21 protein-coding genes are annotated in these 23,484 nt (G+C 65.5%); 4 read left to right on the forward strand and 17 right to left on the reverse strand.

Annotated features, from left to right (window positions below):
- From queE to BTJ49_RS02145, 17 genes are all read right to left on the reverse strand, one after another.
- Entirely contained in the window at window positions 1-687 is a 687-nt protein-coding gene (gene queE / locus BTJ49_RS02065; RefSeq protein ID WP_113063684.1) for a 7-carboxy-7-deazaguanine synthase QueE, read from the reverse strand.
- Window positions 688-693: 6 nt separating this feature from the next.
- The gene (ybgF, locus tag BTJ49_RS02070; protein ID WP_193568473.1) at window positions 694-1,584 is read right to left on the reverse strand and encodes a tol-pal system protein YbgF; all 891 of its coding nucleotides are present in this window, start codon (window positions 1,582-1,584) and stop codon (window positions 694-696) included.
- Window positions 1,584-2,096 carry a peptidoglycan-associated lipoprotein Pal gene (pal, locus tag BTJ49_RS02075; protein ID WP_113063685.1) on the reverse strand — a complete coding sequence of 171 codons (513 nt, stop codon included), beginning with the start codon at window positions 2,094-2,096 and terminating at the stop codon, window positions 1,584-1,586. The genes ybgF and pal overlap by 1 nt, the downstream gene beginning before the upstream one ends.
- A 74-nt stretch (window positions 2,097-2,170) precedes the next feature.
- Entirely contained in the window at window positions 2,171-3,493 is a 1,323-nt protein-coding gene (tolB, locus tag BTJ49_RS02080) for a Tol-Pal system beta propeller repeat protein TolB (protein WP_113064009.1), read from the reverse strand.
- Window positions 3,493-4,434 carry a cell envelope integrity protein TolA gene (locus tag BTJ49_RS02085; RefSeq protein ID WP_113063686.1) on the reverse strand — a complete coding sequence of 314 codons (942 nt, stop codon included), beginning with the start codon at window positions 4,432-4,434 and terminating at the stop codon, window positions 3,493-3,495. The genes tolB and BTJ49_RS02085 overlap by 1 nt, the downstream gene beginning before the upstream one ends.
- Window positions 4,421-4,876, reverse strand: coding sequence for a protein TolR (gene tolR / locus BTJ49_RS02090; protein ID WP_113063687.1), 456 nt, complete (start codon window positions 4,874-4,876; stop codon window positions 4,421-4,423). The genes BTJ49_RS02085 and tolR overlap by 14 nt, the downstream gene beginning before the upstream one ends.
- Window positions 4,877-4,880: 4 nt before the next feature.
- On the reverse strand, window positions 4,881-5,567 hold the full coding sequence (gene tolQ, locus BTJ49_RS02095) for a protein TolQ (RefSeq protein ID WP_113063688.1): 687 nt from the start codon (window positions 5,565-5,567) through the stop codon (window positions 4,881-4,883).
- A gap of 3 nt (window positions 5,568-5,570) precedes the next feature.
- Window positions 5,571-5,990, reverse strand: a complete 420-nt coding sequence (gene ybgC, locus BTJ49_RS02100) for a tol-pal system-associated acyl-CoA thioesterase (RefSeq protein WP_113063689.1) — start codon at window positions 5,988-5,990, stop codon at window positions 5,571-5,573.
- A gap of 333 nt (window positions 5,991-6,323) precedes the next feature.
- The gene (gene ruvB / locus BTJ49_RS02105; protein WP_113063690.1) at window positions 6,324-7,367 is read right to left on the reverse strand and encodes a Holliday junction branch migration DNA helicase RuvB; all 1,044 of its coding nucleotides are present in this window, start codon (window positions 7,365-7,367) and stop codon (window positions 6,324-6,326) included.
- A gap of 308 nt (window positions 7,368-7,675) precedes the next feature.
- Window positions 7,676-9,589: a potassium transporter Kup gene (locus BTJ49_RS02110; RefSeq protein WP_113064010.1), complete on the reverse strand. Its 1,914-nt coding sequence runs from the start codon at window positions 9,587-9,589 to the stop codon at window positions 7,676-7,678.
- A 14-nt stretch (window positions 9,590-9,603) separates the two neighbouring features.
- Window positions 9,604-10,203, reverse strand: a complete 600-nt coding sequence (ruvA, locus tag BTJ49_RS02115; RefSeq protein WP_113063691.1) for a Holliday junction branch migration protein RuvA — start codon at window positions 10,201-10,203, stop codon at window positions 9,604-9,606.
- Window positions 10,200-10,718, reverse strand: a complete 519-nt coding sequence (gene ruvC, locus BTJ49_RS02120; RefSeq protein ID WP_113064011.1) for a crossover junction endodeoxyribonuclease RuvC — start codon at window positions 10,716-10,718, stop codon at window positions 10,200-10,202. The genes ruvA and ruvC overlap by 4 nt, the downstream gene beginning before the upstream one ends.
- Window positions 10,719-10,805: 87 nt before the next feature.
- On the reverse strand, window positions 10,806-11,543 hold the full coding sequence (locus BTJ49_RS02125) for a YebC/PmpR family DNA-binding transcriptional regulator (RefSeq protein ID WP_113063692.1): 738 nt from the start codon (window positions 11,541-11,543) through the stop codon (window positions 10,806-10,808).
- A 55-nt stretch (window positions 11,544-11,598) separates the two neighbouring features.
- Window positions 11,599-12,246 carry an alpha/beta fold hydrolase gene (locus BTJ49_RS02130; RefSeq protein ID WP_113063693.1) on the reverse strand — a complete coding sequence of 216 codons (648 nt, stop codon included), beginning with the start codon at window positions 12,244-12,246 and terminating at the stop codon, window positions 11,599-11,601.
- 138 nt (window positions 12,247-12,384) lie between these two features.
- On the reverse strand, window positions 12,385-14,154 hold the full coding sequence (aspS, locus tag BTJ49_RS02135) for an aspartate--tRNA ligase (protein ID WP_113063694.1): 1,770 nt from the start codon (window positions 14,152-14,154) through the stop codon (window positions 12,385-12,387).
- Window positions 14,155-14,292: 138 nt separating this feature from the next.
- On the reverse strand, window positions 14,293-14,856 hold the full coding sequence (locus tag BTJ49_RS02140) for a DUF3011 domain-containing protein (protein WP_113063695.1): 564 nt from the start codon (window positions 14,854-14,856) through the stop codon (window positions 14,293-14,295).
- A gap of 481 nt (window positions 14,857-15,337) precedes the next feature.
- The gene (locus BTJ49_RS02145) at window positions 15,338-15,631 is read right to left on the reverse strand and encodes a zinc ribbon domain-containing protein (RefSeq protein ID WP_113063696.1); all 294 of its coding nucleotides are present in this window, start codon (window positions 15,629-15,631) and stop codon (window positions 15,338-15,340) included.
- A 272-nt stretch (window positions 15,632-15,903) separates the two neighbouring features.
- Here BTJ49_RS02145 and BTJ49_RS02150 point away from each other — a divergent pair, with 272 nt between their 5' ends.
- From BTJ49_RS02150 to BTJ49_RS02165, 4 genes are all read left to right on the forward strand, one after another.
- Window positions 15,904-18,336, forward strand: coding sequence for a TonB-dependent receptor (locus tag BTJ49_RS02150; protein ID WP_113063697.1), 2,433 nt, complete (start codon window positions 15,904-15,906; stop codon window positions 18,334-18,336).
- 355 nt (window positions 18,337-18,691) lie between these two features.
- Window positions 18,692-21,022 (forward strand): glucosylglycerol-phosphate synthase, encoded by a 2,331-nt coding sequence (ggpS, locus tag BTJ49_RS02155; protein ID WP_113063698.1) that lies wholly within the window; start codon window positions 18,692-18,694, stop codon window positions 21,020-21,022.
- A 33-nt stretch (window positions 21,023-21,055) separates the two neighbouring features.
- Window positions 21,056-22,318, forward strand: coding sequence for an MFS transporter (locus BTJ49_RS02160; RefSeq protein ID WP_113063699.1), 1,263 nt, complete (start codon window positions 21,056-21,058; stop codon window positions 22,316-22,318).
- Between the two features lie 11 nt (window positions 22,319-22,329).
- Window positions 22,330-23,484 (forward strand): NADH:flavin oxidoreductase/NADH oxidase, encoded by a 1,155-nt coding sequence (locus BTJ49_RS02165; protein ID WP_113063700.1) that lies wholly within the window; start codon window positions 22,330-22,332, stop codon window positions 23,482-23,484.

Below are 23,484 nucleotides of genomic sequence, written 5' to 3' on the forward strand. Positions count from 1 at the left end.
TCAATGGCCCGGCGCGTCGCCCCACAGCTGCTTGTGCATCTGCATCTGCAGACGTACCGGAAGACGATCTTCCAGGATCCACTCCGCCAGCTGACGCGGCGCGAGTTTCCCGTGCACCGGCGAGAACAGCACCATGCAGCGCTGTTCCAGCGCATGTTCGCGCACGGCGGCGCGTGCCCACTCGTAGTCCTCGCGATCGGCGATCACGATCTTGATCTGATCGTGCGCCTGCAGGTGATCGAGATTCGACCACAGATTGCGCGCCGCTTCGCCGGAGCCCGGCGCCTTCAGGTCCATCACCTTGCGCACGCGGGGATCGACACCGGACACGTCCAGCGCGCCAGAGGTTTCCAGCGACACTTCATGGCCGGCTCCACACAAACGCTGCAACAGCAACAGGCAGCGCTTCTGCGCTAGCGGTTCACCGCCGGTCACACACACGTGGCGCGTGTCAAAAGCGCCGACGTCGGCAACCAGATCATCGATGTCGCGCCACTCACCGCCCTGGAACGAATACTCGGTGTCGCACCACACGCAGCGCAGCGGACAGCCGGTCAAGCGCACGAACACCGTAGGCCAACCGACCGCGTCGGCCTCGCCCTGGATGGAATGGAAGATCTCGCACACGCGCAGCCGTTCGGCGCCGCTGGCGGAAACCCCGGTCGTGCCGGTCGCCTGCTTGTTCATGGGACGTCAGTTCGCTTGCTGCAGCTGAATATCATGCAGGCGCTGCTGCGCCAGATTGGCCACGGAGCTGCCGGGGTATTTCTGGATCACCGCCTGCAGGGTCTTCTGCGCGGCATCTTCCTGCTTCAGCGCATCCTGGCAGTAGCCGATCTTCAACAGCGCGCCGGGCGCCTTTTCGCTGTCCGGATACTGCTTCAGCAGCGTCTGGAAGGTCTGCAGCGCGATGTCGTAGTTCTGCACGGTGTAGTAGGACTCACCCAGCCAGTAGAAGGCGTTGGGCGCGAGTGCGCTGTTCGGATACTGCTGGATGAACTGGCGGAACTGGCGCGAGGACTGCACGAACTGACCGTTACGCAAGGCGGTGAACGCCTGGTTGTAGGCATCCTGCGCCGCTTGTGGATCGGCACTCGCCGGAGCACTGGCACTGCCGGCCGGAGCCGGACCGCGCGCCTGCGCTGCAGCCGTGGTCGAGGCCGATGTCGCGGGGACGCCACCAGCCTTCGCGGCGGTACTCGCGGTAGAAGCCGGAGACGACGCGGAAGCACCTTGCGCGGGAGCGCCGCCCTCGAGCTTGCGCAGCCGGGAATCGAGGTCGACGTACTGGTCCTTGCCGGACTGCTTCAGCTGCTGGATCTCGTGCTGAAGCTCTTCGACCTGTCCCTGCAGTTGCTGGACCTGGGACTGCAGCGCCTGGACCTGATTGACCAGCACGGTGCCGCCCCCCTGCCCGGAGTCCTGTTTCTGCTGGGCCTGCTCCAGACGCGTGACGCGCTCGGACAGACTCAGCCGCTGGGCCTGTACCGGAAGCATGCCGGCGGCCAGCAGCAGCAAGGCGGCTGCAGATGCAGCCGCCTTGCCGTGACCGACAGGTGTGTTACGTGTCGATCGGTCTTTCATCACTTGGCCGTGTATTCGATCTCGACACGACGGTTCTTCGACCAGCACGCCTCGTTGTGCTCGCGGCAGGTCGGACGCTCTTCGCCGTAGCTGACCACGGTGATCTGATCCGCCGAAGCACCGTTGGCTTCCAGCGCGGCAGCCACCGCGTTGCCACGACGCTCGCCGAGGCCGAGGTTGTACTCGCGGGTACCACGCTCGTCGGTGTTGCCGGCCAGACGCACGTGCGCCTGCGGACGATCCTGCAGATACTTGGCGTGGCACGCCATGATCTCCTGGAACTCCGGCTTAATTTCGCTCTTGTCGAAATCGAAGTACACCACGCGCTGACGCAGGCAGGCATTGGTGTCCAGATCGGCCGGGGTGAAGCCGGTCGGCTTCGGCGGCGGAGCCGGCTGTTCCGGCGGCGGCGGCGGCGGCGGAGTCGGCTTGACCTCCTGCTTCTTGCTGCACGCCGCCATGCCAACAACGCACAACAGCGTGACGAGGGTAGTGCGAACGCTCTTGTTCATGGCTTTTTCCTTTCTACTCTTGGGTTTCCGACAGTCTTTGTACTACACGCCGTTGATCCGGCTTGTTGGAGTGTTCACGGTTTCCGATACGGCCCCCAGGAAGGCTCGCGCACATCGCCATCGGAAAGCACGAGCCGCTGCCTGACCTTGCCGTCAGCGGATACCGAGTACAACACGCCGCGTAGTCCTTCGGTCGCGGCATACAGCAGCATACTTCCGTTGGGAGCGAAACTCGGCGACTCGTCGAAATTCCCAGGAGAGACGAAATGCTCCTGTCCGCCGAGGCTGCGGTCCATCACCGCAATACGATACACGTTCCCTTTGCCCTGCACCATGGCGATCTGTTTGCCGTCATAGCTCACGGAAGCGTCGGCATTGTAATCGCCCTGGAAGGTCACGCGAGTGGGGGTTCCCCCGTTCGCGTTCACCTCGTATAGCTGCGGTTTACCCGAGCGATCGGAGGTAAAGATGATGTTGTTGCTGTTGGGCACCCAGACCGGCTCGGTGTCGATGCCGTAGTTGTGGGTCAGACGCTTGGCTTTGCCGGTGGCCAGATCGATGATGAAGATCTCGGGGTTTCCGACGTAGGACAGCGAGACCGCCAGCTTGGTCCCGTCCGGCGAGAAGGCCGGCGCGCCGTTGATGCCCTTGCGCGCCGAAACCAGGCGCCGCGCGCCCGTGGACAGATTCTGGATGTAGATGGCCGAATTGCCGCTCTCGAACGAGACGTAGGCCAGTTCGTTGCCATCCGGCGACCAGGTCGGCGACAGCAGCGATTCGCGCGAACGCACCACGACCTGCGGGTTGTAACCGTCCGAGTCAGCGACGATCAGCGAGTACCGGATGTTCTTGCCGGTGCCGACCGCGGTGACATAGGCAATGCGGGTGTAGAAGGCGCCGCGCACGCCGGTGATCTTCTGGTAGATCTGGTCGGCGATCTGATGCGCGATGTCGCGCAGCTTGCTGGCCGGCGCCGTGTAGGTCGACTGCAGCATCTGTTTCTTGGTGTTGACATTCCACAGCTCGAAGCCGATCCGGTACTGACCGTTGTCGGCATTCTTGACGTGGCCGACGACGATGTAGTCCTGCTTCAGCAGGCTCCAGGTCGGAAATTTGATCTCATTGCCGCGTGTGGGAAATTCCACCACATCGCTCTTGTCCAGGGTGCGGAACTTGCCCGAGCGAGCCAGATCCATCTGCACCACATCACTGACCTTGGTGGTCGGCGGCGGTCCGACCGTCTCGTTGCCGAACGGCACTACGGTGATCGGAATCGCCGACTTGGTGCCGTTGACGATGTTGATGTTCAGTCCCTGACTCTGGGCCTGCGCCGGCGAGAACACCAGCGCGCCGAGCAGGGCGAACGCAAGAGCGAGCGTGACACGGAATTTGAGCATCATTCGTTGACCATGAAGTGAAGCGTGAGTCGGCGTGCGAACACTTTCTCGAACCCGTGATACGGCAGAGGCGAAGCCCGCATCACTGCATTTTCGACCGAGCGTCGGGCCGTGGCGTCGAACGGACAGCTCGGCTCGACGTTGGCGCTGATCACCTGCCCGCCGATGATTTGCACGATATCGATCTTGCAGGTCGTACCCGCAGGGATGTTATCGGGTCGCAGCCACGCCTGTGTGACGGCATTCTGAATGGCGGCCTGGTACTGACCGAGCAAGCCGCTGTCCTGGCCCGCCGTGCCGGACTGCGCTTGGTCGGCCTGCGGGGTATTGGCCGGCGCATCGGACGTATCTTTCTGCTTCTTCAGATCGTCGCGCTGGGCCATGCGCTGCGCCTGGCGATCAGCCTGCTGGCTCTGCTTGCCGGCGGCGTCCATCTGCTTGAACAGCTTGTCGATCTCGGCCTGCTGCTGCGCCTCCAGTTCGGACATGCGCTGCTTCTCGCGCTCGCGCTGCGCGCGCTGAGCGTGCTCGGCCTTCTCCGTCGACTTGGCCACAACCTTCTGCTGATCGCGGGTATCCGGATTCTTCGGCGGCGGCGGCAGCGTCTTGACCCGGGCCGGCTTGGGTTTGTCCGTGTCGACCTTCGGCTTCTCCGCCTTCGGCGGCGTGATCTTCGGCTTGGGCGCCTTGGCCTTGGACGGCGCCGGCAGCGGCGCGCCGGTCGGCCCCAGCAACGTGGCCTGGATCACCGGGCCGGCCAGCTGGATCGGCCGGCTGCAGGTCACCGGATTCCACGACTTGGGCAGACCCAGGCTATTGATCGCCTGTTCCCAGGTGTTGCAGGAAATCGTCGCCAGCAGCAGGAACGCCACGATGCCCAGATGCAGCAGGGCCGCGAAAACGACGCCCCAGACCGTGGCCTGTCGATCAGCGACGTCCATGCGGGGCATCCGGCGCAGCGGGCGGCTGCGTCATCAGGCCGATGTTGGGCACGCCGGCCTGCTGCAGCAACACCATGGCCTGCATGATCTTGCCGTAGTCGACCCGTTCGTCGCCGCCGAACATGACCGAAACGTTCGGATTGTTGCGCACGAAGGCGCTGACCTTGGTCACCAGCGTCTGCGCGTCGACCGGCTCACGCTTCTCCGCACCCAGGGTCAGGTACATGTTGCCGTCCTTGTCCAGGCTGACCAGCACCGGCTGCTTCTCGTCCTGCAGCGACTTGGCGGCGGCCTGCGGCAGCTTGATGTCCACGCCCAGATGCAGCAGCGGTGCGGTGACCATGAAGATGATCAGCAGCACCAGCATCACGTCGATGTAGGGCACGACGTTGATTTCGGCCTTGAGCTTGTGGCGCTTGTGGCGTCGCATCGAGGGGCGCATGGGATCAGACGCTCTCGTCGGACAGGGTCTGGCGCTGCAGGATCGAGGAGAATTCCTCCTGGAATGTCTCGTAGCGCGTGGCGATACGCTCGACCCGGTTGGCGTAGCGGTTGTAGGCCCACACCGCCGGAATGGCCGCGAACAGGCCCATGGCGGTGGCGACCAGCGCCTCGGAGATGCCCGGCGCGACCATGGCGATGGTCGCCTCCTTCACGTTGGCCAGGCCCTGGAACGCGACCATGATGCCCCATACCGTGCCGAACAAGCCGACGTACGGGCTGATGGAGCCGACGTTGGCGAGGAATTCCAGGTTCTGCTCCAGCCGCTCGATCTCGCGCGTACCGGCCACGCGCATGGCGCGCTCGGACGCCTCCAGCGTGGTGCGCGGATCGCGCCCCTTGCGCTGCCGCTGGCGCGCGAATTCGCGGAAGCCCGCGCCGAACACGTTGACCAGGCCGCGACCGGGTTCGTCCTCGGCACCGACCTCACGGTACAGCGCGGCCAGATCGACGCCGGACCAGAAGCGCTCCTCGAACGCATCCGCGTTGCTGACGGCCTGATTCATCAGCGTGTACTTGCGCACGATGATGACCCAGGACAGGAACGAGAACACCAGCAGCACGCCCAGCACCAGCTTCACCGGCAGGCTGGCGTGCAGAACCAGGTCGAGGATGTTGAGATCGCCGTTCATCGGTCAGGAAATCCTTGCCAAGAGGTCTTCGGGAATGGGGCACGGACGCATGTCGCCCAGGTTCACGCAGGCCGCGCGCACCGTGGCGCGCACCAGCAGTTTGCCGTCCTGGCGGTGAATCGCCTGCGCGAAGGCCATGCTGGCCGGGCGCAAACGTTCGATCTCCACCGACGCGCTTAGTTCATCGTCCAGTCGCGCCGGCGACACGAAGCCGATCTGCATGTCACGCACCACGAAACCGATGCCGGTCGCATCGCGCAGACGCTGCTGGTCGACCCCCCGCGCACGCAACCACTCGCTGCGTGCGCGTTCGAGAAACCGCAGGTAGCCGGCGTGGTACACCACGCCGCCCGCGTCCGTATCTTCCCAATAGACTCGTATCGGCCACCTGAACGGGGCTTCACTCGGCGTGTTCTGCGGCATGCGTGCGTACTGATTGCGTGATCCGGTTCATCCTACCCGACCCGGTCGATCCCGTGCAGGCAACGCAGGCGGCCGCGACCGGAGCGGGGTACCGGGTTCGCACATCATGGCTTACGGCAAGTGTGGAGCTGTGCGGGGTACCGGGTTCACTTATGGGCTCAGCCACGCTGCCTACATGCAAAGATCTCGTGCCCATAAGTGAACCCGGTACCCTGGCAAAATTGGGCGTTTCGGCAAGCCTTCTACCCAGCAAGATTGAGCGTTTCGGCAAGCCTTGCACCCTGGCAAGCACCAACCTCCCGGCAAGCCCCGACCCCGGCCCCCTCCTTTGCGTCAGCCCCCATCTCCATCGAACAGATCGGTCGCATGCGAGGCCGTCGGCGGGGGCTGCAGGCCAAGATGCCGCCAGGCGCGTGCGCTGGCCATGCGGCCGCGCGCGGTGCGTACCAGGAAGCCCTGCTGGATCAGGTACGGCTCGACCACGTCCTCCAGCGTGCCGCGGTCCTCGCTGAGCGCGGCGGCCAGCGACTCGACGCCGACCGGACCGCCGTCGAAATTCTCGATGATCATGCGCAGCAGGCGGCGGTCGAGATCGTCGAAGCCCTCGGCATCGACGCGCAGCATGTCCATCGCCGCGCTGGCGGCCTCATGGGTGATGACGCCACCGCTGCGCACCTGCGCGAAATCGCGCACGCGGCGCAGCAGGCGGTTGGCGATGCGCGGCGTGCCCCGCGCCCGTCTGGCGATCTCACGCGCGCCCTCGACGTCGCACTCGATGTCCAGAATGCGCGCCGAACGCCGCACGATGGCCAGCAGTTCCTCGGCGTTGTAGAACTCCAGCCGCTGAATGATGCCGAAGCGATCGCGCAGCGGACCGGTCAGCAGGCCGGCGCGGGTGGTGGCGCCGATTAGCGTGAACGGCGGCAGGTCCAGCTTGATCGAGCGCGCGGCCGGACCCTCGCCGATCATGATGTCGATCTGGAAATCCTCCATCGCCGGGTACAGCACTTCCTCGACCACGGGCGAGAGGCGGTGGATCTCGTCGACAAAGAGCACGTCGCCGCGCTCCAGATTGGTCAGCAGCGCGGCCAGATCGCCGGCGCGCTCCAGCACCGGACCCGAGGTCGAGCGCACGTTGACGCCCAGTTCGTTGGCGATCACGTGCGACAGCGTGGTCTTGCCCAGACCCGGAGGACCGAAGATCAGCACATGGTCGAGCGCTTCCTGGCGTCGCCGTGCGGCCTCGATGTAGATCGCCAGCTGCTCGCGGACGGGCTTCTGGCCAAGATAGTCGTCCAGCCGCTGCGGACGGATCGAGGCCTCGATGGCATCATCTTCGAGCGTGGCATCGTTGGCGAGTACGCGGGTGTCGGTCATGTCGTCATTATGGACGATGCGCGTGGGGTCAGGGTAACGAGCGCGCTTGCCGTGCACGGCCTGCCGGAACGCCAGAGCTTGCCAGGACAAGACTTGCCGTCATGCCGGAGCTTGCCAGGGTACCGGGTTCACTTATGGGCACGATATCCCTACACGTAGGCGACGTAGCGTGGCCCATAAGTGAACCCGGTACCCCGCACGATTCAAGCTCGCCGCAAAAACCGGTCCTGCTCCGCACCATACTCGCCGCAAGCCCTGCCCAAGCCCGGCACCCCGCTCCGCACACCAAACGTACCGCAAGCCTTGCCTCAGATCTCCACCTGCGCGCCCAGCTCGATCAGGCGGTTGCCCGGAATCTGGAAGAACGCCGTGGCCGGCAGCGCATTGCGCGACAGGAACGCGAACAGCTTGTCGCGCCACAGTGCCATGCCCGGACGGCGAGTGTCGGCGACGATGGTCTCGCGCGACAGGAAGAACGTGGTGTCCATCATGTCGAAGTCGAGACCACGCTGACCGCACAGCGCCAGCGCCTGCGGAATGTCCGGGTCCTCGGCGAAGCCGAAGCGCAGGGTCAGCAGGAAGAAGTCGCCGCCCAGCGCGGTGATCTCGATGCGCTCGTCGGCGTCGGCGACCGGGGTCTCCAGGGTCTCCGCCGTGAGCAACACGTTGCGTTCATGCAGCACCTTGTTGTGCTTGAGGTTGTGCAACAACGCATGCGGCACTGAACTCTGGTTGGCGGTCAGGAAGATGGCCGTACCCGGCACCCGCGTCGGCGGGTGCTCGGCGATGTTCTCGATGAACGGCTGCAGCGCCAGACCGCCCTGCTTGATCTCGCGCACCACCAGCTCGCGACCGCGCCGCCAGGTGGTCATGATGGTGAACAGGAACAGACCCATGACCAGCGGGAACCAGCCGCCATCGGGAATTTTCAGTGTGTTGGCGCCGAAGAACGCCAGATCCACGGTCAGCAGTGCCAGGCCGACAGGCAGCACGACCAGCCAGCTCCAGTTCCACAGCCGCTTGGCCACCATCATCACCAGAATCGTGTCGATGGCCATGGTGCCGGTCACGGCGATACCGTACGCACCGCCCAGCGCCTTGGACGAACCGAACGCCACCACGGTCAGGATCACCGCCACCATCAACAGGCGATTCACCCACGGCAGGAAGATGTGGCCGATGGCTTCGGGCGAGGTGTGCACCACCTGCATGCGCGGCACGAAGCCGAGCTGGATGGCCTGCCGCGTCACCGAAAACGCACCCGAGATCACCGCCTGCGAAGCGATCACCGCCGCTGCGGTAGCCAGGCCGATCATCGGGTAGCGCGCCCAGTCCGGCACCGCGTGATAGAACGGATTGCTGATCGCTTCGGGATGATGCAGCAGCAGGCCGCCCTGACCATAGTAGTTCAGCAGCAGCGCCGGCATCACGAAGAAGAACCAGGCCAGGCGGATCGGCTTGCGACCGAAATGACCCATGTCGGTGTACAGCGCCTCGGCGCCGGTCACGCACAGCACCACCGCGCCCAGCGCGATGAATGCGTACTTGCCATGCAGGCGGAAAAAGTCCACCGCATAGATCGGATTCAGTGCCGCCAGTACATCCGGGGCTTGGATGATGTTCCAGACCCCAATGACAGCCAGCGACAGAAACCACACCACGCAAATCGGCCCGAACAGAGCACCCACCTTGGCTGTGCCGTGCCGTTGCAACCAGAACAGACCCAGCAGCACCACCACCGCCAACGGCACCACCCAGTGCTCCAGATGCGGCGCCACGACTTCCAGGCCTTCCACCGCGGAAAGCACCGAGATCGAAGGCGTAATGACGCCGTCGCCGAAGAACAGCGCCGCACCCAGCAGTGCCATCAGCATGACGATGCGGCGCATTCGCACCGAGCCGGTACCGACCGCGCGCTGGGCCATGGTCATCAGGGCCATGATGCCGCCCTCGCCACGGTTGTCCGCGCGCATCACAAGACTGACGTACTTGACCGCCACTACGGTGATCAAGGCCCAAGTCACCAGCGACAGCACACCCAGCACCGTGCTGTGCTTTGGCTCCAGGCCGTACTCGGGCAGGAACACTTCCTGCATCGTGTACAGCGGACTGGTACCGATGTCGCCGAACACCACGCCGATGGCGCCGAGCACCAGCGCCGGAATGCTGCCGTGAAGCTGCTCGCCGGACGGCGGAAGGGGTTGCTGCGTCTGTTCGCTCATGTCGTTTCCGTTGCTCAACCGCCGAGAGCGGCGCGCAATGCCTTGCGAATGATGGTTTCGGCGTCGTCGCCCTCGGCGGTCGCCTTCTGCGCCAGACGCGCGGCCTCGGCCGGCTTGTAGCCGAGCTGCTGCAGCGCGATGACCGCCTCGGACTGGGCGTCCTGCGGCGCGGGCTCGCCACCGCCGATGCGGGTGACGCCAGCCACGGCCAGACCGTCCACGCGGTCGCGCAGCTCGACCACCATGCGCTCGGCGGTCTTCTTGCCGATACCGGGGATCTTGGTCAGTGCCGTCACGTCACCGGCCTGCACCAGGCGCGCGAATTCGTCGGTGGACACGCCCGACAGCACCGCCAGCGCGATCTTCGCGCCAATGCCGCTGACCTTCAGCAGACTGCGGAACAGCTCGCGCTCGGACGTCTGCAGGAAGCCGTACAGCACCACGCTGTCGTCCTTCACCGCATGATGCGTCAGCAGCGTGACTTCCTTGCCGGTGGCCGGCAGGTCGTAGATGGTCGACATCGGCGCCTCGACGTCGTAGCCGACGCCACCCACGTCCACCAGCAGCCACGGCGGTTGCTTGGATACCAGAATGCCGCGCAGCCGCCCGATCATCGACGTCGTCTCCAGGCGCTGCGCGGAATGCCCACGCGCGCCGTGCTGGCGCGGGTGTGCGCATGCGTCAAAGCGATTGCCAGCGCGTCGCCGGCATCGGCCTGGATCGGGCCTTTCAGGCCCAAGAGCACACTCACCATGTGTTGCACCTGTGTCTTGTCCGCGCGGCCGCCGCCAACCACGGCCTGTTTCACTTCCGAAGCGGCATATTCGTGCACACTCATCCCCTGACTGACCGCAGCACAGATCGCCGCGCCGCGCGCCTGTCCCAGCTTCAGTGCCGAATCGGCATTGCGCGCCATGAACACGCGCTCGATGGCCACTTCGCCGGGCCGGTGCTCGGCGATGATGGCACACAGTCCGTCGTAGATGCGTTTCAGGCGCTGCGGAAATCCGCCCTCGCCCAGCACCGTCAGCGTTTCATGGAACACATGCACGCTGCGCCCCTTGGCATCGACGTCGATGATGCCGACGCCGGTGCGCTGACTGCCGGGATCGATGCCCAGGATACGCACGGCGGCGGGTGCCGCCGGCTGCGTCGTTGTGGTGGATGCGGTCACGAAGCGACCGCGATCCCCGTCCATCCGCGGCGAAGCGCGCGCTTACGCATACGCTTCGGCCGGCAGATCGGCGTTGGAATAGACATTCTGGCTGTCGTCCAGATCCTCGAGGAAATCCAGCAGCTTGGCGACGGTCTGGGCGTCCTCGCCTTCCAGCGCCACCTCGACATCGGCGCGCTGGGTGATCTCGGCATCGTCGGGTTCCAGACCGGCGGCGACCATGGCGTCCTTGACCGCCTGGAAATTGTCCGCATCGGTCAGCACTTCCAGCGCGCCATCGTCGAAGGTCGTCACGTCCTCGGCACCGGCCTCGATCGCGATCTCGGTGATCTTGTCCTCGTCCGCGCCGGGTGCGAACGACAGCACGCCGAGGCGCTTGAACATGTAGGCCACGGAACCTTCCGTGCCCAGGTTGCCGCCAAACTTGGAAAACGCGTGACGCACTTCGGCCACGGTGCGGTTGCGGTTGTCGGTCATGCATTCGACCAGCACCGCCACGCCGTGCGGCGCGTAGCCCTCGTAGCGGATCTCCTCGTACTCGACCCCTTCCAGCTCGCCGGTGGCCTTCTTGATGGCGCGCTCGATGTTGTCCTTGGGCATGGACACGGCCACCGCCTTGTCCATGGCCAGCCGCAGGCGCGGATTGGCATCCGGATCGCCGCCGCCCATACGCGCGGCCACGGTGATTTCACGCACCAGCTTGGTGAACACCTTGCCGCGCGCGGCGTCCTGCTTGCCCTTGCGGTGCTGGATGTTGGCCCATTTGGAATGTCCGGCCATGTGCTGCTTCCGTCAAGAAATCGAAAGACGCAATTCTAATGCAGGCACGGGGCGATCATGAAACCGTTTCGACACCCGCCTTGTCATGCGCATGCTCGAACCGTCCCTGACGCAGAAATCGCACGGCCTGGGCCGCCGCTTCGGCGGAGAAAATCAGACCGCTGTGGCTGGCCGTCACCACGCAGTGGTCGCGGATGCCCGGCAAGCGCGTTTCGCTGACCGCGACGCTGCCGTCGTGGTCGCCCTGCAGCGAACCCAGCGCTGCGCCCAGGCCGACCGGCTTGGAACCGGCAATCACGCCGACCTCGCGCTTGCCGTCCCAGCGCTGCAGGCCGTGTTCGAGCAGTTCCTTGCTGTGTCCCAGCATCCAGGCGCCGCCGGCCTCGGCCAGCCGCTGCGCCGAGGCGCTGCCGTTGAGCGGCGACCCCATGCAGACAATGCGGCCGAGCGGCAGGTCGTCCTGTCCGCGGCAGGCGCGCAGCGCGACCAGACCGCCGAGACTGTGGCCGACCACATGCACCGTGTCGGGCGTCTCGCGCAGCTGCTTGCGCAAACGCTCCAGCGTGCGTTCCAGCGGCGCGGCCACGCTGAGATAGTCGAACACGTCGACCTCGAAACCCTCGCTTTCGAAGCGTCGCCGGAGCATGAGGAGCGCGATGCCGCGCATCCACAGTCCATGCAGCAGTATGAGGTGGTCGGACATGCGAGGGTTCAGTGGCTCGGTGAAAACAGCCCGCAGCTTACTGCGTCAAACGTAGGGTTTACGTGAACGCGTACCTGCCGGCGAAAAACGCCGGCAGGATGTCGCACTCATCCGAGCAGCGCCGGCGCCGGCCGCGCGTCAGTCGTCCGAAGCGCTCGGCGCGACCTGAACGTGCAGCTCGTCGAGCTGCGCCACGGATACCGGCGACGGGGCGGCGGTCATCAGATCCTGCGCACTGGTGGTCTTGGGGAAGGCAATCACGTCGCGGATCGATTCCGTGCCGGCCATCAACGCAGCGATGCGGTCGATGCCGAAGGCGATGCCGCCATGCGGGGGCGCGCCAAGCTTCAGCGCCTTGAGCAGGAAGCCGAACTTGGCCTCGGCCTCTTGCTCGCCGATGCCGAGCAGCTCGAACACCGCGCTCTGCATGTCCGGACGATGAATACGGATCGAGCCGCCGCCGATCTCGGCACCGTTGAGCACCATGTCGTAGCCGCGGCTGACCGCGTTGTGCGGATCGGCCTTGAGCATGGCGACATCGTCGGCCTTGGGCGCGGTGAACGGGTGGTGCAGCGCCACGAAGCGACCGGCTTCCGTGTCGTGCTCGAACATCGGGAAATCGGTGACCCACAGCGGCTTCCAGCTATTCTCGACCAGACCTCGGTCCTTGCCGACCTTCAGCCGCAGCGCGCCCATGAACTCACTGACCGTGCCCCACGGACCGGCGCCGAACAGCAGCAGGTCGCCATCGGCCGCCTGCGTGGCTTCGAGGATGCCGGACAGCGCCTTCTCGTCGAGGAATTTGGCCACCGGCGAACTGACGCCCTCCAGACCGCCCTGGGCGTTGTCGACTTTCATCCACGCCAGGCCCTTGGCACCGTGCTTGGCAGCGTGCGCGGCCAGCTCGTCGATCTGCTTGCGCGACAGCTCCGCGCCGCCGGGCACGCGCAGCGCGACGACACGACCGTTCGGATCGTTGGCCGGGCCGGCGAAGACCTTGAACTCGACATGCTTGACCGCCTCGGCGACATCGACCAGCTCCAGCGCGATGCGCAGGTCCGGCTTGTCCGAGCCGAAGCGACGCATCGCCTCGTGCCAGGTCATGCGTGGGAACGGCGCTTCCAGCTGCGCCTCGACGACCTCGTCGAACACCTCGCGGATCAGATTCTCGACGTAGTCCTGCACGTCGGCTTCTTCGACGAAGGCGAACTCCATGTCGAGCTGGGTGAATTCCGGCTGACGGTCGGCACGCAGATCCTCGTCGCGGAAGCAGCGCGCGATCTGGTAGTAGCGGTCGAAGCCGGCCATCATCAGGATCTGCTTGAACAGCTGCGGCGACTGCGGCAGCGCGTAGAACTCGCCCTCGTGCACACGGCTGGGCACCAGGTAGTCGCGCGCGCCCTCGGGCGTGGCCTTGGTCAGGATCGGCGTCTCGATATCCTGGAAACCGGCCGCATCCAGACGGCGGCGCAGCGCCTGCACCAGACGGATGCGCGTGCGCATCATGCGCTGCATCTCCGGACGGCGAAGGTCCAGATAGCGGTAGGTCAGGCGCATGTCCTCGTTGGGGTTCTCGTGCAGCGCGAACGGCAGATCACGCGCCGCGTTCAGCACCTCGACCTCGCTGGCCAACACTTCCACGCGGCCCGTCTTCATCTTGTCGTTGAACGACACGCGCGCACGCACCCTGCCCTTCACGCGCAGACAGAACTCATAGCCGACCTCGACCGCGGTGGCGAAGGCCGCCTCGGTATCCGGGTCGACCACGACCTGCACGATGCCCTCATGATCGCGCAGATCCAGGAACACCACGCCGCCGTGATCGCGACGGCCGTCCACCCAGCCGCAAAGAGTGATGGTCTGGTCGATCAGCGCCTCGTCGATGAGGCCGCAGTAATGCGTGCGCATGCGCTTGGAACTCCGGGCCGCTGAGCGGCGGTGCAGATGAAAAAGACCCGGAATTCTACCATCGCCGGCGCATCGGCCGGGATCGCCGCCATTCGGGACGGTCCGGCACCCTCCTTGGCGATCGACGCGCCGAACGCCTCACCAGCGCCGATGAACGACGAACTTGGCCCGACAGCCGTGGCTGACCCACACGCCTGCGCGGTTGTAGCCCCAGCTGTAGCCCTTGGTGCAGCGCGCATCGGACATCTGATGAACCAGCCGCACGTAGCCGCGACGACCCACGTCCACACGGCACATCTGGTAGCGCTTCTTGTTGCTGTCGCACTGCAGACGGATTTCTCGATCCCGACCGTATCCGCGACGGTGTTCGCCATGATGCGTTGCGTGCCGCCAGTCGCTGTGTCCGTAGCGGTGCGCTCGACCCGCCGCGGCAAAGCGCCCGCGGCAGCCGTTCTTCACCCAGATTCCGTGACGATTGACGCCCCAGCTCCGACCGCGAACGCATGCGGACTTGGACTCCTGCCGCACCAGTCGCGCATCCCGCCACGGCATGGCGCACTCCTGGTACTTGTTGCTGTTACTGGCGCAGTAGACAGTGTCGGTCTGGCGCGTCTGTGCCTGAGCCGGGACCGACCCGAACAGCATGACCCCGGACAGCACGCTCGTGGCGAGCGCATACAGCGTGGAGATGGATATGTTCATGACCGCCTCCGATCACGGATGAAGTACCTCCGTATCCGAACCGGATACGGGCCGCTTCGCTGTCGACGTCGTTCTCGCAGCAAAGCCTTCCCGGACCTTATCACCGGGAGTCGCGGGCGGAACGCTCCCTGCACGAACGGCTCATGCCTTTGCGTCTCGGAGCAGCACCTTTGCCGTATGGACCTGTAGCGATTTGCATCGTCCATTGATGCATGTTCCGCTGGAAAGAATCAGATCGCGCACCGGGAACATGGTCTGTCCGGTGCACTCAACTATGCAGTCATCGCCACCGCTTCTCTTATCACCGCCCGGATCGACGTGCTCGCGGCTCGCGGCACGCCACGGGTCATCCTCCCGCAGGCCGCACGCTGGGCACGACGATCTGGCACACCCAGGGACGCTGAGCCTGCCTGCCACGGGCATTCGCCTTCGTCACCTTGTCGCAACGGCCGCGATCCCCTGCGTATTCAAGCCCGACTGTTCAGTCCGCGGAAGGCGCTGGACTTGCGGGTTTCTCTGCCGGTTTGGCGGCCGGCGCATCTGCGGCAGCGGGCTTGTCGCCCTTGTCCGCCAGATTGCGCTTGGTGTCACCGTCCTTCTTGAAGTCGGTCTCGTACCAGCCGCTGCCGGCCAACCGGAACGACGGCGCAGTGACCTGCCGCTGCACTTTCGGTTCGCCGCAAACCGGACAGGTCTCGGGATCGGCATCGGACAGTTTCTGCAAGCGGTCGAAGGCGTGGCCGCAGGCCTGACATTGAAACGCATAGATCGGCATCGGAAGTATCGCTCTCACGGAATTCCCAGCACCCCGCCGTCATCGGCGCAGAGTGCACAGACGCACGATTATCGCGCCTGCGGCAAACCGGAGCAACGCGGAGAAGCTGTGCACGACCGCGCATTAAAACCACACCATGAGGAAATATTCGTTGACATTTTTATAACAGTGCGCCTAGGTTCGAAGCAGAAACGGATGTCCATACCTGGCGCGGAGGCTCTGAAGCACCCTCTGCGCGAAATTCGTTTTTCCGAGTTATGGGGAGTACGACAATGCCTTTGTCCAGAACACTGACCCGCAGCCTGCTGGCCGGGTGCATCGCAGCTGCGCTGATGTCCACAGCACACGCGCAATCCACGAATACCGACAACGCAAAGAACAAGAAGGCGACCGAACTGCAGACGGTGGTCGTCACCGGCACGCGCAGTTTCGACCGCACCGAGGCCGACTCGATGGCGCCGATCGACGTGCTGTCGCCGCAGGACCTGAAGAATACCGGCGCCACCAACCTCGCCAGCGCGCTGCGTACCCTGCTGCCGTCGCTGAACTTCCCGCAACCGTCCGTGACCGACGCCACCGACGCCACCCAGCCGGCGCAGCTGCGCGGCCTGAGCCCGGACCAGACGCTGGTGCTCATCAACGGCAAGCGCCAGCATTCCACCGCTGTACTGAACACCAACGGTTCGCTGGGCCGCGGTTCCTCTCCGGTCGATCTCAACGCGATTCCGATCAACGCCATCGATCACATCGAAGTGCTGCGTGACGGCGCGGCGGCGCAGTACGGTTCCGACGCCATTGCCGGCGTCATCAACGTGATCCTGAAGGGCGGCGCCAAGCACGGCTCGGCCAGCATCACCGGCGGCCAGTACGACACCGGCGACGGCGATACCTGGCACGGCGGCGCCGACGGCGGCTTCAAGCTGGGCGACGGCGGCTGGGTGCACCTGAGCGCGAATTACATGCACCAGGACCCGACCAACCGCGCCGGCCCCGATCCGCGCTACCCCGCCGATCCGACCTACAACACCGTCACCTTCCACTACGGCCTGCCGCAGACCAAGGCCAAGCAGGCCGCGATCAACCTGCAGTACGACCTGACGCCGAACGCGCAGTTGTATGCCTTCAGCCTGTTCAACAAGCGCAATGTGTCCTCGCAGGGCTTCTTCCGTTCGCTGTCGACCTACGCCTCGCAGTATCCGAATGCCGTGGCGCAGTATCCGGGCGGCTACCTGCCGGTCGAGAACAGCGCCATCCGCGACGACTCCGAGGTACTCGGCGTGCGCGGCAAGGTCGCCGGCTGGAACTACGACGTCAGCTACAACACCGGCGGCAACCACTGGAAGATGCACACCAGCAACACCTGGAACTACTCGCTCGGCGCGAACTCGCCGACCGTGTTCCAGATCGGCACGCTGACCAACCGCGAGAATCTGCTCAACGCCGACTTCAGCCGTGACGTGCACTTCCCGGGCATGGACGCGCCGGTGACCGTGGCCTGGGGTCTGGAGTACCGCCACGAGAAGTTCGAGATCAAGCAGGGTGACGGTGCCTCCTACGCCTGCGGTCCGGTGCTCGGCGCCAGCGGCTACCCGAGCTGCGGCGGCCAGGTGTTCTCCGGCTACACGCCGAACGACGCCGGTTCGCATTCGCGTCACAATCGCTCCATCTACCTGGATCTGGAAAGCGACCTGACCAACAAGTTCAGCGCTGGCCTGGCCGTGCGCAACGAGCACTACAGCGACTTCGGCGGCACCACCTCGTGGAAGGCCTCCGGTCGCTACGCATTCAACGACACCGTAGCCGCGCGCGCCACGGTGTCGACCGGCTTCCGCGCACCGTCGTTGCAGCAGGAGTACTACTCCAGCACCGCGACGAACTTCGTCAACACGGGCAGCGGCCTGGTGCCGGTGCAGATCCGCACCTTCCCGGTCGACGACCCGGCCGCGCAGGCGCTGGGCGCGCAGCCGCTGAAGCCTGAGAAGTCGCACAACTACAGCTTCGGCCTGGTGTTCACCCCGGCCAACGGCCTGTACGCCACCTTGGACGCCTATCAGATCGACATCGACAACCGCATCATCCTGTCGGGCAACCTGACCGGCAGCGCGGTGCAGACCTATCTGATGTCGGCCGGCTTCACCGATGTCGGCGGCGGTCGCTTCTTCACCAACGCCGTCGACACCCGCACCCGCGGCGCCGACCTGGTGGCGACCTATCCGTGGTACCTGCAGAGCGGCTCGACGGTGAAATTCACCGGCGGCATGAACTACAACAAGACCGACATCCGCAAGATCGCGAACAATCCGCCTCAGCTCGGTCTGGCCGGCCTGACCCTGCCGATCATCGATCGCCAGGAACAGGGCCGCATCACTGTGGGCACGCCGCGCACCAAGACCTTCGTCGGCGCCGACTGGTCCGTGAACCACTGGACCTTCCACTCCCAGGCCACGCGCTACGGCACCTGGACCTCGCGCGGCAGCAGCGCCAGCTCGGACCAGACCTTCAGCGCCAAGGTGCTGCTGGACCTCTCCGTCAGCTACGCGCAGTCGGGCTGGACCTTCACGCTGGGCGGCAACAACGTCACCAACGTGTATCCGGAAAAGAACGATGCCAACAACAACTACCACGGCATCCTGACCTACCCGCTGACTTCGCCGTACGGCTTCAGCGGCGCGTACTACTACGGAAGTGTGGCGTACGACTGGTAATACACCGCAAACCTGCTCCAACTTTTCGGCCCCGCACCCGCGGGGCCTTTTTTTTGGACGTCCAAATGATGGGCGTCCAAACGCCGGGACACTTCATGCCTTTTATGCATGATCGATTCATCGCCGCGCACAGTGAACCTGCTAGGATGAAAACCGTCACTGCGCATACCGCACACTTCGCGGCTAGCCGACAACGGCCCGGAGGTGGTTGCGCGATGCCCGTTCACGTCGCGAACGGCGCCGCGCCAGTCAGCGGCTCACGCCATGCAGTGCACGCTGCCGGTCGCACGACCGCCACCGCACCACAATCCGGCCCACGGTTCCGCGAAGCTCGCCGCATCGACGAGGAGTCCGCGTGAACCCGACTGCACGAAGCGAACAGCCCCCCGAACCTGCCACTTCGCACGAGGACGTGCGCTGCCTGCTGGCCACCGATCTGGACGGCACCTTCCTGGCCGGCTCGCCGGAGCAGCGTCTACGGCTGTACCAGCTGATCAGTCGACGCGAGGACATGCTGCTGGTCTACGTCACCGGACGCGGACTGGAAGCCGTGCTGCCGCTGCTGGCCGATCCCACGCTGCCGCATCCGGACTACATCATCTGCGACGTCGGCGCGACCGTGGTCGACGGCCACGACATCCACGCCGTGGAACCGCTACAGGGCCGCATCGCCGCACGCTGGCCGGGCGAACAGGCCGTGGTGCAACACATCGGTGAGCACGAAGGCCTGATCCGCCAGGACGTGCCACAGGAACGCCGCGTTTCGTATTACTGCTCCAGCGACGCCATCAGCGACAAGCTCGAACAGCAGGTGCGCGAACTGGGCTGCGAACTGCTGCATTCGGCCGAACGGTATCTCGACGTCCTGCCGTTCGGCGTGAACAAGGGCGCGACCCTGCGCGGACTGATCGATCACCTCGGCATTCCCCAGGAACGCGTGCTGGTCGCCGGCGATACGCTCAACGATCACTCGATGTACGGCAAGGGCTTCGCCGGTGTCTGCGTGGGCCGATCCGAACCTGGTCTGCTCGAAGCCACCGCGAACACCGATCAGACCCTGCATGCCGAGAAACCCGGCTGCGGCGGCATCCTCGAGGCACTGGCGCATTTCGAACTGCTGGACGCCGAGCACCTGGATGCCGAAGACATCGTGCCCGACACCGGCAAGGCCGAGCTGGTGATGGTCTACCACCGCCTGCCCTACGAGGAAGTCGTCGAGGACGGCCAGGTGCACCGGCGGCGGCCGAAGTCGCCCAACGGCATCATTCCCACCCTGCTCTCGTTCTTCGCTGGCGGACGCAAGGGGTCGTGGATCGCCTGGTCCACCCATGATCCGAAGTCGGGCGAGGATTTCGAGGTGCACACCGCGGTCGACGCCAAGCGCTACCCGGACCTCACTGCGGCGCGCGTGCCGCTGACCAAGAAGGACATCGACATCTTCTACAAGTCCTTCTCCAAGGAAGCCTTCTGGCCGCTGTTACACACCTTCTGGGAGCGTGCGCGTTTCCGCGAAAAGCACTGGCGCGTGTTCTGCCGCGTCAACCGCGCATTCGCCGAGCGCACCGCCGCCGAGGCCGCCTCCGGCGCCACGGTGTGGATCCACGACTACAACCTGTGGATGGTGCCGGCCTACCTGCGTGAACTGCGGCCGGACGTGCGCATCGCCTTCTTCCATCACACACACTTCCCTTCCGCGGATGTGTTCAACGTGGTGCCGTGGCGGCGCGACATCATCGGCAGTCTGCTGCAGTGCGACTACGTCGGCTTCCACATTCCGCGCCAGGTCGAAAACTTCGTCGACGTGGTGCGCGGCGTGGCGCCGGTGAAAGTCATCAAGCGCGAAAACTGCGCGCCGCGCTTCCTCACCTACGGCTGCGCCGCCGGACTCGATCGCGTCAGCCGCATCATCGACGTCGGCCGCCGTCGCGTGCATCTGGGCGCGCACCCGGTCGGCTTGGACGTCGACCGCGTGCGCCGGCTGCTGGACGCGGACGACTCGCGCCAGCGCCGCCGCCATCTCAGCAGCGAACTGGACGGCCGCAAATTGATCCTGTCCGTCGAGCGTCTCGACTACACCAAGGGTACGCTGCAGAAGCTGCAGGCCTACGAGCGCATGCTGGAACGCAATCCCGACCTGGTCGGCGAAATCACGCTGTTCTGCGTATGCGTGCCGGCAGCCAAGGAGATGACCGTCTACCGGCAGCTGCAGACGCAGATCGAGCAGGCCGTCGGACGCATCAACGGCCGCTTCTCGAAACTGGGCTGGACACCAGTGCAATTCTTCTTCCGCGCGCTGCCGTTCGAGGAACTGCTGTCCTACTACGGCGTCGCCGACGTCATGTGGATCACGCCGCTGCGCGACGGCCTGAATCTGGTGGCGAAGGAATACGTGGCCGTGCAGGGCATTGTCGGCCATCCGCATGCCGGTGTGCTGGTGCTGTCGGAGTTCGCCGGCGCCGCCGCCGAACTGAAGGGCGCGCTGCTGACCAACCCCCACGATATCGACGATCTGGCCGAAGTCTGCCTGCGCGCGATCCGCATGGACGCCAAGGAAGCCGGCAGCCGCTTGCAGGGTCTGTTCGATATCGTCGAGCATCACGATCTGGGCCGCTGGGGGCAGGGTTTCCTGGACGCGGTCGCCGAGACCGGAGACAGTCCGGGCACCGCCGTTCCTGCACCAGCCTGACCCAACCGATCACGATTCCACGAAGGATTTTTCATGCTCCGCACGGCTCGACAGCTTGCCTCGCTGCTGACCGGCGTTGCCCTGCTGCTGCTGGGCAACGGCCTGCTGAACACCCTGATTCCCGTGCTGGGCAGCACGCTGGGCTTCTCCAGCGGCCTGCTCGGCGCCATGACATCGGCCTACTTCGCCGGGTTTCTCGCCGGCACCTTCATCATTTCCGCACTGGTGCGGCGCATGGGCCATATCCGGGCGTTCGCGTTCTGCGCCGCTGGCTTCGCGTGCCTGGTCCTGCTGCTTTCACTGACCACGCAACCGCTGATCTGGCTACTGCTGCGCTTCGCCATCGGTGTAGTCGTGGTTGGGCTGTACACCGTTATTGAGAGCTGGCTGAACAGTCAGGCCGAGCCGCAGCAGCGCAGCAGCGTGTTCGCGACCTACATGGTGGTGAATCTGGGCTCGCTGGCGCTGGCGCAGCAGTTTCTGCAATTCCGTCCGTCGCAGAGCGCGGTGCTGTTCGTGCTTGTCGCCCTGCTGGTGTGTGCCTCGACGCTTCCGGTCCTGGCCACGCGCATGCGCCAGCCCGAGGTGCAGCCGATGCCGCGCCTGCGTACACGCCGTCTGTTCCAGCTTGCTCCCAGCGCCGGCGTCGGCGCGCTGCTGTCGGGTCTGACCATGGGCGCGATGTGGGGCCTGGCGCCGGTCTACGCCGCCTCGACCGGACTCGGCGCCGCCGGCATCGGCACCTGGATGAGCGTGTTCATTCTCGGCGGCGCGGCGCTGCAATGGCCGATGGGCCGGCTGTCGGACCGCCATGACCGCCGCATCATGCTGATCGTGGTCAGCGCGCTGGGCGCGATCGCCGCCGCGCTGCTGCCGATGCTGGCCGGATTTCCCATCACCGCGAACGTGCTGCTGTTCGTCTTCGGCGGCATGGCGTTCGCGGTGTATCCCATCGTGGTCGCTCACCTGCTCGATCACGTTCCCGCCGAGGAACTGCTTCCGGCCAGTACCAGCGTGCTGCTGGTGAACGGGGTCGGTTCCGCCGCGGGACCGCTGCTGGCTGGTCTGCTGATGGGATCGCTGGGCACCGCATGGCTGTTCGGCTGGGTGGTGCTGTGCATGGGCGGCACCGCAGGCTACGTCGCGTTCCGGCTGCTCACGTTCGAACGCGAACAGACCGATGCATCGGCCTTCGTGCCGATGCTGCGCACCACTCCGACGGCGATGGAAATGCATCCGGTGGTGGACGCGGAAACGGAAGCCGAGGCGACCACCATGCACCAGGACGAACGCTGAGCTCCGCTTGCATGCGACGCCCTTCGCCCACACAGCAGGAAAACCCTTCCCCGCCCCACAAGGAATCTCACGTGAGCCATCTGTTCTCACCGCTCGAACTCGGCCCGCTCGAACTGGCCAACCGCATCGTCGTCGCCCCCATGTGCCAGTACTCGGCCGAAGACGGCAGCGCTACCGACTGGCACATGATGCATCTGGGCAATCTGGCGCTTTCCGGCGCTGGGCTGCTGATCTTCGAGGCCTCGGCCGTCGAGGCGCGCGGTCGTATCACCTGGGCCGACCTGGGCCTGTACAGCGACGGCAACGAGCAGGCGCTGCGCAAGGTCGTCGGCGCGCTGCGCCAGCACGCACCGACTGCACTCGGCATCCAGCTTGCGCACGCCGGCCGCAAGGCCTCCACGCATGTTCCCTGGGACGGCGGCGCCGCAATCGCGCCCGACGACGTCCGAGGCTGGCAGGTCGTCAGCGCCTCGGACCGCCCCTTCCACGATGGCGATCCCGCACCGCGCGCGATGACACAGACGGACATCGACGACGTCGCGCAGGCCTTCGCGGACGCGGCGCGGCGCGCGGACCGACTGGGCCTGGACCTGATCGAGATCCACGCCGCCCACGGCTACCTGCTGCACCAGTTCCTGTCGCCGCTGAGCAATGACCGCGACGATGACTTCGGCGGCAGCCTGGAAAACCGCATGCGACTGACCCTGCAGGTCTTCGACGCCGTGCGCGCTGCGGTGTCCGATCGCATGAGCGTAGGCATCCGCATCTCCGCCAGCGACTGGGTCGAGGGCGGCTGGGATCTGGCCCAGAGTATCGAACTGGCCCGGGCGCTGGACGCCCGCGGCTGCCAGTTCATCCATGTCTCCAGCGGCGGCCTGGACCCACGCCAGCAGATCGAGGTCGGGCCCGGCTACCAGGTACCGTTCGCCGCGGCGATCAAGGCCGAAGTGGCCATGCCGGTCATCGCCGTGGGCCAGATCACCGAGGCCGCGCAGGCCGAAGCCATCGTCGCCGAAGGCAAGGCCGACGCCGTGGCCCTGGCACGCGGCATGTTGTACGACCCGCGCTGGCCATGGCACGCCGCCGCCGAACTGGGCTCCACGGCGCACGCGCCGCCGCAGTATCTGCGCTGCCCGCCGCACGGGCTGAGCAAGCTGTTCGGCTGA

The organism is Oleiagrimonas sp. MCCC 1A03011 (assembly GCF_003267965.1).
Lineage (GTDB): Bacteria > Pseudomonadota > Gammaproteobacteria > Xanthomonadales > Rhodanobacteraceae > Oleiagrimonas > Oleiagrimonas citrea.

Excerpts from the sequence above, each read along its gene's own strand:
- queE (WP_113063684.1), bottom strand. The coding sequence starts at position 687 with ATGAACAAGCAGGCGACCGGCACGACCGGGGTTTCCGCCAGCGGCGCC.
- ybgF (WP_193568473.1), bottom strand. The coding sequence starts at position 1,584 with ATGAAAGACCGATCGACACGTAACACACCTGTCGGTCACGGCAAGGCG.
- pal (WP_113063685.1), bottom strand. The coding sequence starts at position 2,096 with ATGAACAAGAGCGTTCGCACTACCCTCGTCACGCTGTTGTGCGTTGTT.
- tolB (WP_113064009.1), bottom strand. The coding sequence starts at position 3,493 with ATGCTCAAATTCCGTGTCACGCTCGCTCTTGCGTTCGCCCTGCTCGGC.
- BTJ49_RS02085 (WP_113063686.1), bottom strand. The coding sequence starts at position 4,434 with ATGGACGTCGCTGATCGACAGGCCACGGTCTGGGGCGTCGTTTTCGCG.
- tolR (WP_113063687.1), bottom strand. The coding sequence starts at position 4,876 with ATGCGCCCCTCGATGCGACGCCACAAGCGCCACAAGCTCAAGGCCGAA.
- tolQ (WP_113063688.1), bottom strand. The coding sequence starts at position 5,567 with ATGAACGGCGATCTCAACATCCTCGACCTGGTTCTGCACGCCAGCCTG.
- ybgC (WP_113063689.1), bottom strand. The coding sequence starts at position 5,990 with ATGCCGCAGAACACGCCGAGTGAAGCCCCGTTCAGGTGGCCGATACGA.
- ruvB (WP_113063690.1), bottom strand. The coding sequence starts at position 7,367 with ATGACCGACACCCGCGTACTCGCCAACGATGCCACGCTCGAAGATGAT.
- BTJ49_RS02110 (WP_113064010.1), bottom strand. The coding sequence starts at position 9,589 with ATGAGCGAACAGACGCAGCAACCCCTTCCGCCGTCCGGCGAGCAGCTT.
- ruvA (WP_113063691.1), bottom strand. The coding sequence starts at position 10,203 with ATGATCGGGCGGCTGCGCGGCATTCTGGTATCCAAGCAACCGCCGTGG.
- BTJ49_RS02125 (WP_113063692.1), bottom strand. The coding sequence starts at position 11,543 with ATGGCCGGACATTCCAAATGGGCCAACATCCAGCACCGCAAGGGCAAG.
- BTJ49_RS02130 (WP_113063693.1), bottom strand. The coding sequence starts at position 12,246 with ATGTCCGACCACCTCATACTGCTGCATGGACTGTGGATGCGCGGCATC.
- aspS (WP_113063694.1), bottom strand. The coding sequence starts at position 14,154 with ATGCGCACGCATTACTGCGGCCTCATCGACGAGGCGCTGATCGACCAG.
- BTJ49_RS02140 (WP_113063695.1), bottom strand. The coding sequence starts at position 14,856 with ATGAACATATCCATCTCCACGCTGTATGCGCTCGCCACGAGCGTGCTG.
- BTJ49_RS02145 (WP_113063696.1), bottom strand. The coding sequence starts at position 15,631 with ATGCCGATCTATGCGTTTCAATGTCAGGCCTGCGGCCACGCCTTCGAC.
- BTJ49_RS02150 (WP_113063697.1), top strand. The coding sequence starts at position 15,904 with ATGCCTTTGTCCAGAACACTGACCCGCAGCCTGCTGGCCGGGTGCATC.
- BTJ49_RS02160 (WP_113063699.1), top strand. The coding sequence starts at position 21,056 with ATGCTCCGCACGGCTCGACAGCTTGCCTCGCTGCTGACCGGCGTTGCC.
- BTJ49_RS02165 (WP_113063700.1), top strand. The coding sequence starts at position 22,330 with ATGCGACGCCCTTCGCCCACACAGCAGGAAAACCCTTCCCCGCCCCAC.